Here is a 16909-nt window from a genome sequence, read left to right on the forward strand (position 1 = left end):
TCCTCGGACTGAACCAAAAACAAATTTGTTGGGTATTTAATTAATTGAAGGAAAAGAAACATGGCACAAAACGCTAAAATCATTTACACAAAAACGGACGAAGCGCCGGCGCTCGCCACCTATTCATTTTTGCCTATCGTGCAGGCATTCACCAAGGCCGCAGGGGTAGAGGTTGAAACTAGAGATATCTCTTTGGCAGGAAGAATCATTGCGAACCTTTCTGAGTATTTGACTGACGATCAGAAGATCGGAGATGCCTTGGCTGAGCTGGGCAAATTGGCAAAAACACCAGAGGCCAATATCATCAAATTGCCTAATATCAGTGCTTCGATTCCACAGTTGCAAGCTGCTATCAAAGAATTGCAGGCGCAGGGGTATAAATTACCTGATTACCCTGCTAGCCCGTCCAACGACGAAGAAAAGAAAATCAAAGCGGCTTATGCGAAAGTATTGGGTAGCGCAGTGAACCCAGTCTTGAGAGAAGGTAACTCTGACAGAAGAGCACCAAAGGCGGTTAAAAACTTTGCCAAGAAAAACCCACATTCAATGGGTGCTTGGTCGGCTGACTCAAAGTCTCATGTAGCTAGCATGCCAGCAGATGATTTCTACGGAAGTGAAAAATCAGTAACAATTGCTGATGCCACAGATGTGAAAATAGAATTTGTAGGAGCAGATGGTTCTACCAAAGTATTGAAAGAAAAAGTGTCTTTGTTATCAGGAGAGATCATTGATGCTTCTGTGATGAACATGGCAGCCTTGAAGTCTTTCATTGCTAAAGAAATTGAAGATGCGAAAGCGAACGGTGTATTGTTCTCTTTACACATGAAGGCTACGATGATGAAAGTTTCTGATCCTATCATCTTCGGAGCGGCAGTTGAAGTATTCTACGCAGACGTATTCGAAAAATATGCAGGCTTATTCGCTGAGCTTGGAGTGACTGCCACTAATGGTATTGGTGATGTTTATGCCAAAATAGCTGGCCATGCTCAGGAAGCTGAAGTTAAAGCGGCCATTGAGGCGGTGTATAAGAACAGACCTGATTTGGCTATGGTAAATTCTGACAAAGGAATTACTAATCTACACGTACCGAGTGACGTGATTATCGATGCGTCTATGCCTGCCATGATCAGAACGTCTGGTCAGATGTGGAACGCAGAAGGTAAGCAGCAAGACACTAAGGCGGTGATTCCAGACAGATCTTATGCAGGAGTATACCAGGAAACGATCGACTTCTGTAAGAAGAACGGTGCCTTTGATCCTACTACGATGGGTAGCGTACCAAACGTAGGTTTGATGGCTCAGAAGGCCGAGGAGTACGGTTCGCACGACAAGACTTTCCAAATGTCTGCAGCTGGTACGGTTAAAGTAATTGATGCGGCTGGTAATGTACTGATCGAGCAGTCAGTTGGCGAAGGTGACTTATTTAGAATGTGTCAGGTGAAGGATGCACCAATCCAGGATTGGGTGAAGTTGGCCGTATCAAGAGCGAGAGCTACAGGCAGCCCTGCCGTATTCTGGTTGGACGAAAACAGAGCGCATGATGCACAGTTGATCTCTAAAGTAAATACTTACTTGAAAGACCATGACACTGCTGGATTGGAACTATTGATCAAATCGCCGGTGGAGGCTACTAAGTTCTCATTAGAGAGAATCAAAGAAGGAAAAGATACCATCTCTGTTACAGGAAATGTATTGAGAGATTATTTGACTGACTTGTTCCCGATTTTGGAGCTAGGTACCAGTGCAAAAATGCTTTCTATCGTGCCGTTGATGAACGGCGGAGGATTGTTCGAAACGGGTGCTGGGGGATCTGCTCCAAAGCACGTTCAGCAGTTCAACGAAGAAGGTCACTTGCGATGGGATTCATTGGGTGAGTTCTTGGCATTGGCTGTTTCTTTAGAGCACTTGAGCCAATCATCTGATAACGCTAAAGCGCAAGTATTGGCAGACGCATTGGATGAAGCTACAGGTAAATTCTTGGACGAAGGGAAGTCACCTTCAAGAAAGGTAAACGAAATCGACAATAGAGGGTCACACTTCTATTTGATGACTTATTGGGCAGAGGCTTTGGCCAACCAAGAGAAGGACGCTGATTTGAAAGCTAAATTCACGGAAGTGTCAAAGGCATTGGCTGACAACGAAGCTAAAATCAACGAAGAGTTGATCGCTGCTCAAGGTTCTGAAGTCAATATTGGTGGTTACTATCAGCCCAATGAAAAACTTGCTTCGGAAGCCATGCGACCAAGCGCAACATTGAATGGCCTTTTGGCGTCTATTGCGTAACTAAAGAATGAACAGAACTTACAACATCCCAAGCCTTGATATGAATACAACAAATTCTTTTTGTTGTTGGAATCGGTATAGGTGATATTGTAAGGCGTTAGATATATAAATTATAAACCTCGTCTTATGGCGAGGTTTTTTTGTTTGTGGTAACTTAGTAATTGTATGGCCACTTAAATATTTTGTCATTTCGACCGAGAGGGAGAAATCTGATTGTATTTAGTAAGATGAATTGAAGATAAGATTTCTCGATTCCTTGAAATGACACAATTTATGTAGTCAGCATTGATGAAAAACATGGAACTAACCAATTATCAAATCTTATTACTGTTCGCCGTGGGCGGATTGGTAGCCATCATCGGACCGTTGGTAATCAGTCGATTACTTCGTCCTAGTAGACCGAATAACGAAAAGCTGACCACCTACGAATGTGGAGAAGACCCAACAGGTACTGCCTGGGGCAAGTTCAACATACGATTTTATGTAGTGGCTTTGGTTTTCGTGCTTTTCGAAACAGAACTATTGTTCTTGTTTCCTTGGGCTATTGTTTTCGGAAACGAGCAACTGAACGCAGAAACTGCTGGTAACTGGGGCTTGCTGGCCATGGTTGAAATGGGACTGTTCATTTTGATCCTTGCATTAGGATTAGTCTATGTCTGGGGCAAAGGCTATCTCGAATGGGAAAAACCAAACGTGACCGTTCTAGATTCAGAAAGCAAGGTTCCGGAAGATCTTTATGAAAACTTAAACACCAAATACAGTTAATCTTGACTCTTGAGTCTATAATCTTGATTCTAACAAAATGAAAGGCCTACTCGATCAACAATTCAACAATGGCGGCGTCATCCTGAGTAACCTCGAAGACCTGACCAACTGGGCGCGCATGTCAAGTATCTGGCCCATGGGGTTTGGACTGGCATGTTGTGCTATAGAGATGATGGGGTCGATGGCATCTGGCTACGATTTAGACCGATTTGGGGTAGTGCCTAGAGCGAGCCCTAGAATGTCAGATGTAATGATCGTCGCTGGGACGGTTACTTACAAAATGGCTGATCGAGTCAGGAGACTGTACGAACAAATGGCTGAACCGCGCTATGTGATTTCTATGGGCAGTTGCGCCAATTGTGGAGGCCCATATTGGGAGCACGGCTATCATGTGGTGAAAGGGGTGGATAAGATTATTCCGGTGGATGTGTATGTGCCAGGCTGCCCGCCAAGACCAGAGGCGTTGATCGGTGGCATCATCAAACTGAGAGAAAAAATCGAAAACGAAACTTTGGTGGCTCCTGAGGGCTTCAAAGAAATTTTGGACAAACAAGCCTAGTCATGACTGCAGAAGAATTTAAAATCTTAATAGATACCAAGCTAGGCGAAGGAGTAGTTTTGTCTATTGATGAAAACGCCACACCGCAGACCTTAGTAGTGGATTCCATGAAAGTGGAAAAAGTAATGGCTTTATTGAAGGATGATGAATCTTCATTCTGCGATTTGCTTTCTTGCCTGACTGCTGTTGATAATGGGCCTGAGACTAACACTATGGAGGTGATTTACAATTTGTACTCCATTCCTTTGGAGCATTCGCTGATGGTGAAGACTGTGATTTCAAGAGAAAATCCAGAAATTGAAACTGTCAGCCATTTGTGGAAAACAGCCAACTGGCATGAGCGCGAGGCTTTTGATTTATTTGGAATCATATTCAACAATCACCCAGATTTACGAAGAATTCTGATGCCAGCCGATTGGGAAGGTCATCCCATGCGAAAAGATTACGAAGAACCAGCCACTTATCGTGGAATGAAAACCATCAGAGAGGAGGGTGATCCAACATCATGAGTCAAGTCATAGAATACAAATACAGACCTGAAAATCTCAATGAGTCTGCGCCTAATGTGTACGACGAATCAAAGCTTACTCGAGAGGAAATGGTCATCAACATTGGTCCTCAGCATCCATCTACACATGGAGTTCTGAGGTTGGAAGTGGTGACTGATGGGGAGATTGTAGTAGATGTAGTCCCTCACCTGGGGTACTTGCATAGATGCTTCGAAAAGCACGCCGAACAAGTAGCCATGAATGGAGTCATTCCATTTGTAGACCGTATGGACTATGTCGGTGCCATGAATTCTGAGCACGCCTACGCTATGGGCGTGGAGCGAATGCTTGATATTGAAGACAAAATTCCTAAACGCGTAGAATACATCCGTGTACTTGTGGCTGAGCTCAACAGGATCGCTTCTCACTTTGTGGCGATTGGTACGTATGGTTTGGATATAGGTGCATTTACTCCATTTCTTTGGGTGATGCGAGATAGAGAGCATATTCTCAGATTGCTCGAATGGGTAAGCGGGGCACGTATGCTGTACAATTACATCTGGATCGGTGGTTTGTTTTATGACTTGCCAGTGGGCTTTGAACAGAAGTGTTTAGAGTTTATTAACTACCTAAAGCCTAAGTTGGTTGAGCTGGACGAGGTGCTGATGAACAACAAAATCTTCATCGAGCGAACGGCCAACATCGGAATTATTCCAAGGAACCTTGCCATTAACTATGGCGCTACAGGACCTATCCTTCGTGGATCTGGCTTGCGCCTAGATTACCGAAAGGTGGATGGATACTCGGTATATCCCGAATTGGACTTTGATGTGCCGATTGGCGAGGGACAAATGGGCCAAACAGGTGATTGTTGGGACAGAACCTGGGTGAGAGTGGAAGAAGTGAAACAGTCAGTAAAGATTGCAGAACAGTGCTTAGCTCAACTTACTGGCGACCATAAGCGCACAAGAGATTTTGACCCACGAGAAGTAGTGCCCAAGAAGATCCGTCCTAAAGCTCAGGATTTATATGTAAGGGCAGAAAACCCTAAGGGGGAATTGGGATTCTTTTTTCGTACGGACGGACGGTCCGATATTGCGGTCCGGTGTAAAGCTAGAGGTTGTAGTTTTTCCAATCTTTCGATCCTTCCCGCCATTTCTAAAGGCTATATGGTAGCTGATTTGATCGCTATTGTTGGTTCGTTAGACTTTGTGATGGGAGAAGTGGATAGATAACCTTAAATCCTATTCAAAAATCATTAAATTTAATTGTTAATGATTTTTGGAAATGGATCTCAATTTATGCCTCAAAGTATTGGATGCGGAGCAAATCCGCCAAGCTGATCAGTTTACCATCAAAAACGAACCTATTCACTCCATAGACTTAATGGAGCGTGCTTCAGAAGAATTTGTCAAATGGTATGTTGCTGAATTCAGCGTTGATTCTCCAGTTGTTATTTTTTGTGGAACAGGAAACAATGGGGGAGATGGGTTGGTGATTTGCAGACTACTGAATGAAGCTGGGTACATGGTATCGCTATTTTGTGTAGGTAATCCAGATACTGGTTCTAGAGATTTTAAAATCAATTACGATTTTATTCAAAACTATGACATCCCACAAACAGTTATAGATTCAAGTAATTTTCCCGATCTGAGTAAAGGTACTATTATCATAGACGCCATGTTTGGCTCTGGCCTCAGTAGACCTATTACAGGAGTGATTGCTGACCTTATCCATCACCTCAACGAACAGCCTTGCGCTTATCGTGTGGCAGTAGATATTGCTTCTGGACTTGGCTGTAATGAGAGGTTTGGTGAAGGGGCGATAATGAAAGCCACACATACAGTCAGTTTTCAAGTGCCTAAGTTGTCACTATTACTTCCTGATAATGAAGCTCAAAGCGGACAGCTTGTAATTAGGAGTATCGGACTGATTGAGGAATATATTCAGTCGTTGTCATCAAGCTTCTACTATTCTACCGAGGGATTTATAAAATCATTTATTCGCTCTAGAGGCAAATTTTCACATAAAGGTACAGCAGGAAAAAACTTATTAGTGGCAGGGAGTCTCGGTAAAATGGGCGCCGCTGTATTGGCGAGTCGAGCTTGTCTTCGTTCGGGAGCTGGATTACTTACCACCCACGTACCAGGCTGTGGTATCAATGTGTTGCAAAGTAGTGTGCCAGAGGCCATGGTTATAGTCGATGAGAATGATAAGTTGATATCTAATATGCGAACTCTATCAGATTTTGATGTGATAGGAGTAGGGCCCGGCATTGGAACAGATAAGGTAACAGCGAGTGCCTTAAGCCAAATACTTGATCAGTTTGACCGGCCCATGGTCATTGATGCAGATGCCTTGAATATTTTGTCTGAGAATAAGAAATGGATAGAGAAAATTCCTAAAGGGTCAGTGCTAACACCACATCCCGGCGAATTCAAAAGAATGGTTGGAGACTGGAGCGATGATTATGAAAGACTGGATAAACAAGTGAGGTTTTGCGCAGAGCACGAGTTGATCCTTTTGCTTAAGGGAGCCAATTCCAGTATTTGCAATTCTGAAGGAACTGTAATCTTCAACTCCACAGGAAATCCTGGTATGGCGACCGGTGGAAGCGGTGATGTGCTCACAGGGATTATAGCTGCACTTTTGGGCCAGGGGTATACTGGATTCGAAAGTGCATTGTTGGGGGCTTACTTGCACGGTTTAGCAGGAGACTTATTTGCAAGGCAAAATGCAGAAGAGTCCTTGATAGCTTCCGACCTAGTAGAATTCCTACCTAAAGCCGTTCGAAAAGTTAGTCAAGGTTAGTCGGACAAAAATGAAAATATCAGCGTCGTCATTTGACAAATTCGTCGAGAATTAGACTACCACTTATCGAAAAGTCGGATTCAGACGCAAGACTTAACAAAATAATTATTATATTCATAGAAACTATAAATCCGCAATGCGCGTATTTTGTAGAGCAGTGAAATTGGGAACAAAACTATATGCAATTTTTAAAAGTCATCGGATCAGTGGTCTTGCTGCTTGCAGCAACCTCAGCATGGGCTCAAGATAGTACTAGCGCGACGACTTTTACTGCAGAGTCTATCATATTCGAAAATGAATCTTTAGACTTTTCCAATCAAATTGAAGTTTACCCAAATCCATCCATTGATTATATTGTTGTAAATATTAGAAATTCAACATTGAGAGAAACCTCATTTGAATTACATAGTATTATAGGAAATACTGTAAAAGTGGATGCGGAGAATGTTGGCAGTGATAAATATCGTATCAACATAAAAAACTTTAACCCTGGCTATTATTTTGTTGTGGTTAAAGACGATTTCTCACAGTTTAAAGAAGCCTATAAATTTTTGAAAAAGTAATAATAGAAGCAAGGAGCGTAAAAAAGAAAAGGCCTCGAATTTCGAGGCCTTTTCTTTTTTCATATGTTTTTTCTACTGAACTAATTCGTAGTGCTTTCTGAACAATTCTTCGTACTTGTTTGCCAGCTCTAGATTTTCAGTGCCTCTAAATGTTCTGGCCAATTCACTCAGCGAAATCAGATTCTTCTGTAATTCGAATCTGTCCAAATTGCCAGTAGTATATAGGTAGGTAAGCATCTCATCAGATCTTTGAGAAATCAACTCGGCCATCTCTGTAGCTTTTTCTTCCTCTCCAACAAGTATAAGATACCCGACTTGTTGCACGCTGAAGTGATCGTATCTAATGGCATCGTCAGGCATAAATTCAAGACATTTCAACAGCGCCTCTCTTGCCTTTTCGGTTTTTCCTTCGGCTAATAAGTTCTGAATCAGTGTATTGAAACTTGCTCTATGATTCAAAACAAAATTTCGATAATCCTCAGAATAATAAACTGTAGGATTGTCCAGTTCTCTCCAGTGGAAATTATTGATCATATTGTCAAACATGATATCCGTATTCACGAACATTTCACCAGAGGTTTGATTTCTAATTGGTAATAACCTAAAAGCATTTCCTTCCTGCACCATGTAATCTTTCAAATTGAAGTTAACACTTGAAGCGGAAGTGTTGTTGAAATAAATAGGTCTCTCCCAATTGTTGTTTACAATCAAATCAAGGATAGCCAGGTCTTTCTTTTCCAACCCTCTGCCTTTCATACTCCAGGTCATTCGATCTGAAAGTCTGGAAGCAAATTGCTCTGGGATAATTTCCATCTCCATCACTTTGGCTGAATCGACTGGTAGGTAGAAGTTCTTGGCAGGAACTGAATTGTAACTACTGATAGAAGTAGGGACAGCAAGAGCCGGATGTTCTGCTTTAATCAAATTGATAAATTGTGCAGCATTCATGGTGCCGCCTTTGATGTTTTGTCTTTCTACCAATGGAAGGTAGTCATTCAATCCACCTTGTTTGTAGTTGTCAAGGGTAAGCCCAAATGGTAGAGGCTTCGATTCATAAGCATCACGCATCATCTGAGCGATGTACCAATCGGTGTTGAAGTAACTTAAGACAATAACTCGGACGTCTGTTCTAAATCCCTCTACTTCTTGTACATACCATAGTGGGAAAGTGTCGTTGTCCCCACCGGTAAAGATGATGGCATTTTCTTCGCAAGAAGCTAGAAAGTTTTTAGCTGAATCTACGGAGAAGTATCTGTTCGAGCGATCGTGATCGTCCCAACCTTCAGAGGCCATAATGATCGGTGCTGACAAACAAATAACCAATGCAATGGCTGCTGCAGGGATGCCTTTCTTGATTACGGCCATTAGGCCATTGAAAATAGCAATAAAACCTAACCCGATCCAGAAGGCATAAGCATAGTAGGAACCTGCATAGATATAATCTCTTTCTCTTGGTTCGGTAGGAGGAGAGTTTAAGTAAAGCACGATAGCTGCTCCCGTCAAGAAGAATAACAAGCCAACGAAGGCAAAATTTCTTGGGTCTTTGTAGTATTGAAAGGTAAGTCCAATGATTCCCAAGATCAGTGGAATCATGAAGAAGATATTTCTTCCTTTGTTCTCTTCGAGCATAGTAGGTACTTTTTCAAAAGCGTCGTTAATTCCAACCCAGTCTGCTCCCTGAATGTCAGAGGCTCTTCCGGCAAAATTCCACATGAAGTATCGGAAGTACATTGTGCCGAGCTGGTGTTTGAACATATATGCTAGATTGTCTGCGAAACTTGGCTTTTCTCCATTCTTTAATCCTAAAATCTCTCGATAACGCTGCACATGACCCGGCTGATTACTATAGGCTCTTGGTAATATAGTTGTGTGCTCTGGGTCGTATATATATTCTAATTTGTAATCTGTGATTTCGTATTTTTCTTCACCTTTCGTATATACTGGAGCACCTTTTTTCTGGTCTACGATATCAGCGGTAAAAAGCTGACCATGTAGCAATGGTCTGCTTCCGTATTGTTCTCGTTTCAAATAAGAAACATAGCTCAATACATCTTCTGGATTGTTTTCGTCAATGGGTGGATTGTAGTTCGATCTTATCAATACAATAGAGTAGGACGAGTATCCAATGACAATAAAGGCAAAACTTACCAAAACGGTATTCAGTGTTGCATTGCTAGATTTGATCGAGTAGTATATACCATAGACTAAGCCACCGATAAACAAAGCAGCAAAGAAAATAATCCCAGAGCCAAAAGGTAATCCTAGATTGTTCACAAAGAAGATTTCCATTTTTCCTGCAAAACTTGGCAGTCCTGGAATTACTCCTTCCATGATGATAAGCACGATAGCACCACTTGCAATTAAAGTGGTTATAATTCCTCTTGTGCTGAGCTTTTCTCTTTTCTTGAAGTAGTAAACTAAGCCTAATGCAGGAACAGTAACCAAATTCAATAAGTGAACACCAATGGAAAGACCTACCATATAGGCAATCAGTATCATCCATCTATTTTCATCGGAAGGATCTTTGATATTTTCCCATTTTAGCATGGCCCATACCACGAAGGCAGTAAAGAATGACGACATGCCATAAACCTCAGCTTCTACTGCTGAAAACCAGAATGAATCTGAAAAAGTATAGGACAGGGCACCTATTAAACCACTACCAATAATAACAAAGTTGGTGTAGTTCGTGTCTGGCGCAACTAACTTCTTAGCCAAATGAGTGATCGACCAGAACAAGAATAAAACGGTAAATCCACTACTTAATACACTGAGCATATTGATCCAATAAGCAACCTGAGTGGTGTCGCCCATAGCAAGGAAGGAGAATAGTCTTCCAAGCAACAAAAAGAATGGAGCACCTGGAGGGTGAGGAACTTCAAGCTTGTAAGATACAGCTATGAATTCTCCACAGTCCCAAAAACTAGCTGTAGGTTCTACAGTCAGGGCATACACTGTAGTGGCTAGAATGAAAATAATCCAACCGGTTATATTGTTTAATTTATTGTAATCGCTCATAAAAAATGGAAATTTAACTGGCGAAAATAGTCATATTTGGTCAAACCAAAACGTTAATAAAGGTTAACTTGGAGCGCTTAAAACAGAACACTTAATTCTAGTCGTATGAAGTATACAAAATGTCTTTTTCTGATTCTTGGAGTTTTAATTTTTAGTGAAAGCCGGATGTTAGCTCAGTCTAATAATGAAATAGATGCTATTTCTGGAGATATAATGGAATCAGAACTGCTGACCTACAGAGCTTCGCCTTCCAGAACATGGGACTTGCTTCATACAGAATTGTCTGTGTCGTTCGATTGGGAAAGGAGATATCTGAACGGTAAAGCGACTTTAGATTTAACCCCCTTGTTTTATGAACAAGAATCGTTAGTCCTCGATGCCAAGGGCATGGACATTAAATCCTTATCCGTAGATGGAACATTAAAGGATTTTGATTATGATGGTTGGGAGATTTTAGTTCCATTGAATAAAACCTTTACACGATTAGATTCTATTCAGGTCGTTATCGAATATACCGCAAAACCCTACGAGCGTGAAGGTGGAGGAAGTGAAGCCATTGAAGAAAATCGAGGACTATATTTTATTAATGCTGATGGATCGGATCCAGACAAACCTCAGCAAATTTGGACCCAGGGAGAAACAGAAGCCAGCTCAGGGTGGTTTCCTACCATCGATATCCCAAATGAGCGCTGTACACAGAAAATGAGAATTACTGTTCAGGATAAGTTCAAAACTTTATCCAATGGTTTATTGACAGAACAAATCAAAGAGGAAGGAGGAAAAAGAACTGATGTATGGGAAATGGACCAACCTCACTCTCCCTACTTGTTTATGATGACGGTCGGTGAGTTTAGTGTGATTAGAGACGAATGGAACGGCGTTCCATTAGCCTATTGGCTGGAGGAGGAATATGGTCAATATGCCAAAGACATATTTGGTAATACCCCTGAAATGATGACCTTCTTTTCTGACCTATTGGATTACCCATATCCTTGGAAAAAATATGATCAGATTGTGGTTCGTGACTATGTCTCTGGAGCTATGGAAAATACTACCGCTTCTTTGTTTTATGAAGATTTGAACGTTGATCGGAGATATCTAATCGATGAGAACTGGGACGGTATCATCGCTCATGAATTGATGCACCAATGGTTCGGTGACCTAGTGACCTGTGAGTCTTGGTCGAACCTAACGTTGAACGAAGCCTTTGCAAGTTACTCTGAATACTTATGGAACCAGTACAAGTACGGTCAGGATGAGGCCGACTATACTTTTCTAGTAGAGCAGGAGGCATATTTTATAGAAGCAGCGGAAGAGCCCAAAAATTTAATTCGCTATTATTATGAGGACCAAGAGGACTTGTTTGATTCTCATACCTATAATAAAGGGGCTGCTGTGCTACATATGCTCAGAAGTTATTTAGGAGATGAGGCCTTCTTTTTGGGATTAAAAAAATACTTAGAAGCGAACGCATTTCAATCCGTGGAAGCGGCTCAATTACGATTAGCTTTTGAAGAAGTGACTGGAGAGGATTTGAATTGGTTCTTTGATCAATGGTTTTTCTTTGCCGGGCATCCAGAGCTAGAGGTTAGACATACTTTTGTCAATGATACATTGACCTTGACTGTAGAACAAACCCAAAGTCTAGACGAAATGCCTGTTTTTCAACTACCCGTGTTTGTCGATATCTGGAAAGGAGATGAATTGGCAAGCTTTCCTATAGTTATCAATGAAGCTTACGAGACTTATCAGTTTCCTATGAATGGAAAGCCTGATGTTGTCATTTTTGATAGTGAACGTCAACTGCTTGGTATTATCAACCATCCTAAAACTGAAGAGGAATATTTCACCCAGTTTGTGAAAGATGGAAGCTTATACAGTAGAATCGAGACGCTGGATAGTTTGTATTCATTCGAAGACAAAAAACTCGTGGATGAAATTTTAAAAAGGGCTTTTGAAGATCCGTACTATATGGTTCGTGAATACGCCCTGGAATACTTGATAGACGAAGAAGTGAAACTGAAAAAATATGAGGAGGAGGTAGTGAAAATGTTAAACGATCCGAGTTCACAGGTTAGAGCTTATGCGCTGGCTTACATAGGAGAAAGTGGATTTGAAAAATACCGAGCTGAATTCAATAAAGCCTTAAATGATTCCTCTTATTTGGTGGCGGCATCCACCATTGCGCAGTTTACAAAAAATGAAGAAAAGCTACCTGCTCAGTTTTTGGCTAACCAACAAGCGGTAACCAACCTAAATATTGTGATCATGCTTGCTGAATATTACCTCTATCAAGAGCACAAAGATTCCTACGACTGGTTTCAAAATCGTATGAAAGGATTGGATGGTAATACACTTTTCTTTTTTATACAGGCCTATGCTGAAAAACTCTTAGAGGCCCCAGATCAATACCGAAAAGACGCCATTCCTCAGTTCGAAGAAGTAGCTAGAAATAACTCCAACTACATGGCCAGATTCTCAGCATTTCAAGCCCTAGTGCTGATGTCAGACATAGAAGGAGTTAATGCTATAATCAAAGATGTTCGGGAAAATGAAGATGACGAAAGACTGATTGAATTGTATGAGGAGATATAATAAAAAAGGGATTGAAAATTTTCAATCCCTTTTTTATTTAACCGTGTTGCGCGATTTACATCCCCAGCAAGACATCAATCGAGCTGCTCGCTACGAAATGATAATTAGGTCTAGCTTTCGCATAAATCTCCTTCGCCATTTCTGTTCCTGCAGGTGTTTTTACAAACTCCTTATATAAAGGCATCAAGAATTTCCTTCTACCAGTGTTTATTAGAAACGATTCCAGCTGAGGGTACGCGGGTTCGTATTTATTTGCGATAACGTGAAGACCCCAAACGTCGAATATTTCGCTATTGCCCGTATTGGTAAATCCAAAGGCTTCATCCAAATTGGCCATTTGTTCTGTAGACAACGAGTCAGGCAACCCTCGAACAAATCTCAACCATTCATGCGTACTCCAGTTGTCACTATTGTGGGAAGTTTGTAATTCCTCTTTGCTTTGATTGGCAGCCCATGTTGCTAGCGCTTGGTCCACATTTTCAAATTTGTCAGAAACAGGTACGGGACAATTGTCAGGCAACCCAGGGGTATAGATCCAGGCTTCATAAAACGCTGGTTTGATGTCCAGCTCATAGGTATCAAACAATTGTGTTTGAAGAATTTCGGTGAATTCTCTAGTGGTCATGGTTTTGAATGAATTATTAGTGAAGTAATCCTTCAGGAAAGCATCCCATTTTTCTCTACCTACAGTTTCTTCTAATAGTCTCAAAAAGAAATAGCCTTTATCGTATGCGATAGCTGTAAGACCGTCATCAGGGTTCCTTCCTGTCAAATCCAATTTCAGGCTTGTGTCTTTGAAGTTTCCTGCTGTTTTCATTTCTTCTATTTCAGCTTTCAAATCCTGAAGAGAAAGTAAAGCCAGCATTTCTGAATAATCTCGGCCATACACTGCTTCCATTATTCTATACTCAAAGTAAACTGTAAACCCTTCATTCAACCAGAAGTCGTTCCAGTTGGCGTTAGTTACCAAATTGCCGGACCATGAGTGTGCTAATTCATGCGCCACTAAAGAAGTCAATGATTTGTCGCCAGCTAAAATAGTAGGTGTAGCAAATGTCAACCTTGGATTCTCCATGCCTCCGAAAGGAAAGCTTGATGGCAATACGATAATATCATATCTGTCCCATCGATAAGGCCCATAGAGTTCTTCTGCCGCCGTGATCATTTTTTCCAGGTCTTCAAATTCAGCTGCTGCTTTTTCTAAAACCGAAGGTTCAGCATATACACCACTTCTAGCTCCAAGCGAACTAAACTCAATGTTTCCAACCGATAATGCCATCAGGTAGGCAGGAATAGCCTGCTTCATTTCAAAGTTGTACACACCGTTCTCATTTTTCTCAACAGGATTGGATGCACTCATCAATGCCATGAGTTCAGCAGGAACTCTTACCTGTGCATTATATGTGAATCGAATACCCGGCGAATCTTGAATCGGAATCCATGATCTGGCCAAAATGGCTTGCGATTGGGTAAACAAGAAAGGGTTGGCCTTGTCAGTGGTCTGACTTGGCTCTAGCCATTGAAGTGCCTCTGCCTTTTCAGAAGTTTCATAAGCGATTACTACATTTTTGGTATTTGAAGTAATATCAATTGTTAATGGAGCACCTAAGTGGGGTTGATTTTCGTCCAACACAAAATTGAGTGCTTCATTATTGCCATTCATAACCGAATTAATGGTCAAGTCTTTCGTGTCCAATATTAGCTGCGTTGCTTCAGGAGAGCTTTGTATAGTTAATGTAGCTGTAGCCTGAATTTTCTTCAAATCAAAATTCACATCGGCGTCCCAGTTCAAATGTGTAACAACCGTTTCTTCAGGTTGAGCAAATGTATGTACGTCCGAGGCTTTCATTTCAGTGTTGGTTTCGTTTGAGGATTCCTGATTGGTTCCACAGCTGAACAAAACTGCACAGCAACTCCATGCGAGTAAGAGTGGATTCATTATCTTTTTCTTCATAGGTATCTATTGTTTATAATATTCACAAATCTAATGATCCCGTGAAGTAATAAAATTAATGTTTGATTTTTGACTAAAAATGAGGTTTAAACGGCCTTAAAAGGGTGTCGGTCAAAAAAAAGAAATAATGCTGAAAATAAGTTTGCAAAAATTTGAATAAGAATCAAAAGCATATAATTTTGCACTTCCTTAAGAAAAACGGGAGAGAAAAACTCTTCAATTTTGTTAAGGATTGTTCTCAATTTTATTGAACACGGGGGGATACCAAAGCGGCCAACTGGGACGGACTGTAACTCCGTTGACTTATGTCTTCGCAGGTTCGAATCCTGCTCCCCCCACATTGGCCTGATTTAATAACCAGTTGAATCAGTGAAAGGATTAAGCGGGAGTAGCTCAGTTGGTAGAGCGACAGCCTTCCAAGCTGTAGGTCGCGGGTTCGAGCCTCGTCTCCCGCTCTTAATTTTTCAAGCCGATGTAGCTCAGGGGTAGAGTGCTTCCTTGGTAAGGAAGAGGTCACGGGTTCAAATCCCGTCATTGGCTCTTAGCTCTGAAAGTCTTTTTAATAAAAAAGGCGAATATTGGTTTGAGTGATTGTGCTATATATTTATGTGTAGCCTTTTTTTATATTTAATTTAATATTTAACTAAAATAGGAATTTTCAGACATGGCTAAAGAAACCTTTGACCGTTCGAAACCTCACGTGAATATTGGTACAATTGGTCACGTGGATCACGGAAAGACAACTTTGACTGCTGCGATCTCTTCAGTTCTTGCGAACAAGGGTCTGGCAGAGCAAAAAGACTTCTCTTCTATCGACAACGCTCCAGAAGAAAAGGAAAGAGGTATTACAATTAATACTTCACACATCGAATACCAAACAGAAAACAGACACTACGCTCACGTGGATTGTCCTGGTCACGCCGATTATGTGAAAAACATGATTACTGGTGCTGCTCAAATGGACGGCGCGATCATCGTGGTTGCTGCTACAGATGGACCAATGCCACAAACTAGAGAGCACATCTTGCTTTCTCGTCAGGTTGGTGTTCCTGCTTTGGTTGTATTTATGAACAAAGTAGATTTGGTAGACGATCCTGAATTACTTGAGCTAGTTGAAATGGAAGTAAGAGAATTGCTTTCTGAGTACGACTTCCCAGGTGATGATATTCCAGTGATCGCTGGTTCTGCCCTTGGCGGATTGAACGGTGAGCCTGAGTGGGTTGAGAAAATCGACGAGTTGATGAAAGCTGTGGATGAGTATATTCCACTTCCAGAAAGAGCTGTTGACAAGGATTTCTTGATGCCTGTAGAGGATGTATTCTCTATTACTGGTAGGGGTACAGTTGCTACTGGTAGAATCGAAAGAGGTGTTACTAACACTGGTGATGCTGTTGACATTATCGGTATGGGTGCAGAAGACATGAAGTCTACTATCACTGGTGTTGAGATGTTTAGAAAAATATTGGATAGAGGTGAAGCTGGTGACAACGTTGGTCTTTTGCTTAGAGGTATCGAGAAAGCTGATATCAAAAGAGGAATGATCATCTGTAAGCCTGGTTCGGTAACTCCTCACCAGCACTTCAAAGCTGAAGTTTATGTATTGTCTAAAGAGGAAGGTGGACGTCACACTCCATTCTTCAACAAATACAGACCTCAGTTTTATCTAAGAACAACTGACGTTACTGGCGAAATCATGCTTCCTGAAGGAGTTGAGATGGTAATGCCTGGTGACAACGTAACTATCGAAGTAACTTTGATCAACAAAGTAGCTCTTGAAAAAGGACTAAGATTTGCGATCAGAGAAGGTGGTAGAACAGTTGGATCTGGACAGGTAACTGAAATTTTAGACTAAGGTCTAATACAGATATAACAA

At 41.3% G+C, this 16909-nt stretch carries 11 protein-coding genes and 3 tRNA genes; 12 read left to right on the plus strand and 2 right to left on the minus strand.

The features are described from left to right. The first annotated feature begins 60 nt into the window (after positions 1-60). From ACO6S2_RS06700 to ACO6S2_RS06730, 7 genes are all read left to right on the plus strand, one after another. Positions 61-2283 (plus strand): NADP-dependent isocitrate dehydrogenase, encoded by a 2223-nt coding sequence (locus ACO6S2_RS06700; protein WP_422361744.1) that lies wholly within the window; start codon positions 61-63, stop codon positions 2281-2283. A 297-nt stretch (positions 2284-2580) separates the two neighbouring features. Beyond that, positions 2581-3048, plus strand: a complete 468-nt coding sequence (locus ACO6S2_RS06705; protein ID WP_422361745.1) for an NADH-quinone oxidoreductase subunit A — start codon at positions 2581-2583, stop codon at positions 3046-3048. Positions 3049-3085: 37 nt separating this feature from the next. Next, complete coding sequence (locus ACO6S2_RS06710; protein WP_084373594.1) at positions 3086-3607, plus strand: NADH-quinone oxidoreductase subunit B; 522 nt, start codon at positions 3086-3088, stop codon at positions 3605-3607. A 2-nt stretch (positions 3608-3609) separates the two neighbouring features. Beyond that, positions 3610-4116, plus strand: coding sequence for an NADH-quinone oxidoreductase subunit C (locus ACO6S2_RS06715; protein ID WP_422361746.1), 507 nt, complete (start codon positions 3610-3612; stop codon positions 4114-4116). Then, the gene (locus ACO6S2_RS06720; protein WP_422361747.1) at positions 4113-5330 is read left to right on the plus strand and encodes an NADH-quinone oxidoreductase subunit D; all 1218 of its coding nucleotides are present in this window, start codon (positions 4113-4115) and stop codon (positions 5328-5330) included. Before ACO6S2_RS06715 ends, ACO6S2_RS06720 begins: the two co-directional genes overlap by 4 nt. Positions 5331-5382: 52 nt before the next feature. Continuing rightward, positions 5383-6906 carry an NAD(P)H-hydrate dehydratase gene (locus ACO6S2_RS06725; protein WP_422361748.1) on the plus strand — a complete coding sequence of 508 codons (1524 nt, stop codon included), beginning with the start codon at positions 5383-5385 and terminating at the stop codon, positions 6904-6906. 179 nt (positions 6907-7085) lie between these two features. After that, a complete protein-coding gene (locus ACO6S2_RS06730; RefSeq protein WP_422361749.1) occupies positions 7086-7469 on the plus strand; it encodes a T9SS type A sorting domain-containing protein in 384 nt (127 codons plus the stop codon). A 72-nt stretch (positions 7470-7541) separates the two neighbouring features. On the opposite strand, the gene ACO6S2_RS06735 is transcribed toward ACO6S2_RS06730, so the two are convergent. Then, on the minus strand, positions 7542-10487 hold the full coding sequence (locus ACO6S2_RS06735; protein ID WP_422361750.1) for a DUF2723 domain-containing protein: 2946 nt from the start codon (positions 10485-10487) through the stop codon (positions 7542-7544). A gap of 105 nt (positions 10488-10592) precedes the next feature. On the opposite strand from ACO6S2_RS06735, the gene ACO6S2_RS06740 reads away from it, so the two are divergent. Continuing rightward, positions 10593-13082 carry a M1 family aminopeptidase gene (locus tag ACO6S2_RS06740; RefSeq protein ID WP_422361751.1) on the plus strand — a complete coding sequence of 830 codons (2490 nt, stop codon included), beginning with the start codon at positions 10593-10595 and terminating at the stop codon, positions 13080-13082. Positions 13083-13137: 55 nt separating this feature from the next. Here the strand turns inward: ACO6S2_RS06740 and ACO6S2_RS06745 are convergent, their stop codons facing one another. After that, a complete protein-coding gene (locus ACO6S2_RS06745) occupies positions 13138-15036 on the minus strand; it encodes a M1 family metallopeptidase (RefSeq protein WP_422361752.1) in 1899 nt (632 codons plus the stop codon). A 255-nt stretch (positions 15037-15291) separates the two neighbouring features. Between ACO6S2_RS06745 and ACO6S2_RS06750 the strand changes: the two genes are divergently transcribed. The 4 genes from ACO6S2_RS06750 (at position 15292) to tuf (ending at position 16888) form a co-directional block, all read left to right on the plus strand. Beyond that, a tRNA-Tyr gene (locus tag ACO6S2_RS06750) sits at positions 15292-15374 on the plus strand. A gap of 44 nt (positions 15375-15418) precedes the next feature. Beyond that, positions 15419-15491: transfer RNA gene (locus ACO6S2_RS06755), tRNA-Gly, on the plus strand. A gap of 13 nt (positions 15492-15504) precedes the next feature. After that, positions 15505-15576: transfer RNA gene (locus tag ACO6S2_RS06760), tRNA-Thr, on the plus strand. 124 nt (positions 15577-15700) lie between these two features. Beyond that, complete coding sequence (gene tuf / locus ACO6S2_RS06765) at positions 15701-16888, plus strand: elongation factor Tu (RefSeq protein ID WP_422361753.1); 1188 nt, start codon at positions 15701-15703, stop codon at positions 16886-16888. Positions 16889-16909: the final 21 nt, after the last annotated feature.

Origin of the sequence: Reichenbachiella sp. (assembly GCF_965233835.1) — a bacterium.
In the GTDB taxonomy this organism is placed as follows: Bacteria; Bacteroidota; Bacteroidia; order Cytophagales; family Cyclobacteriaceae; genus Reichenbachiella.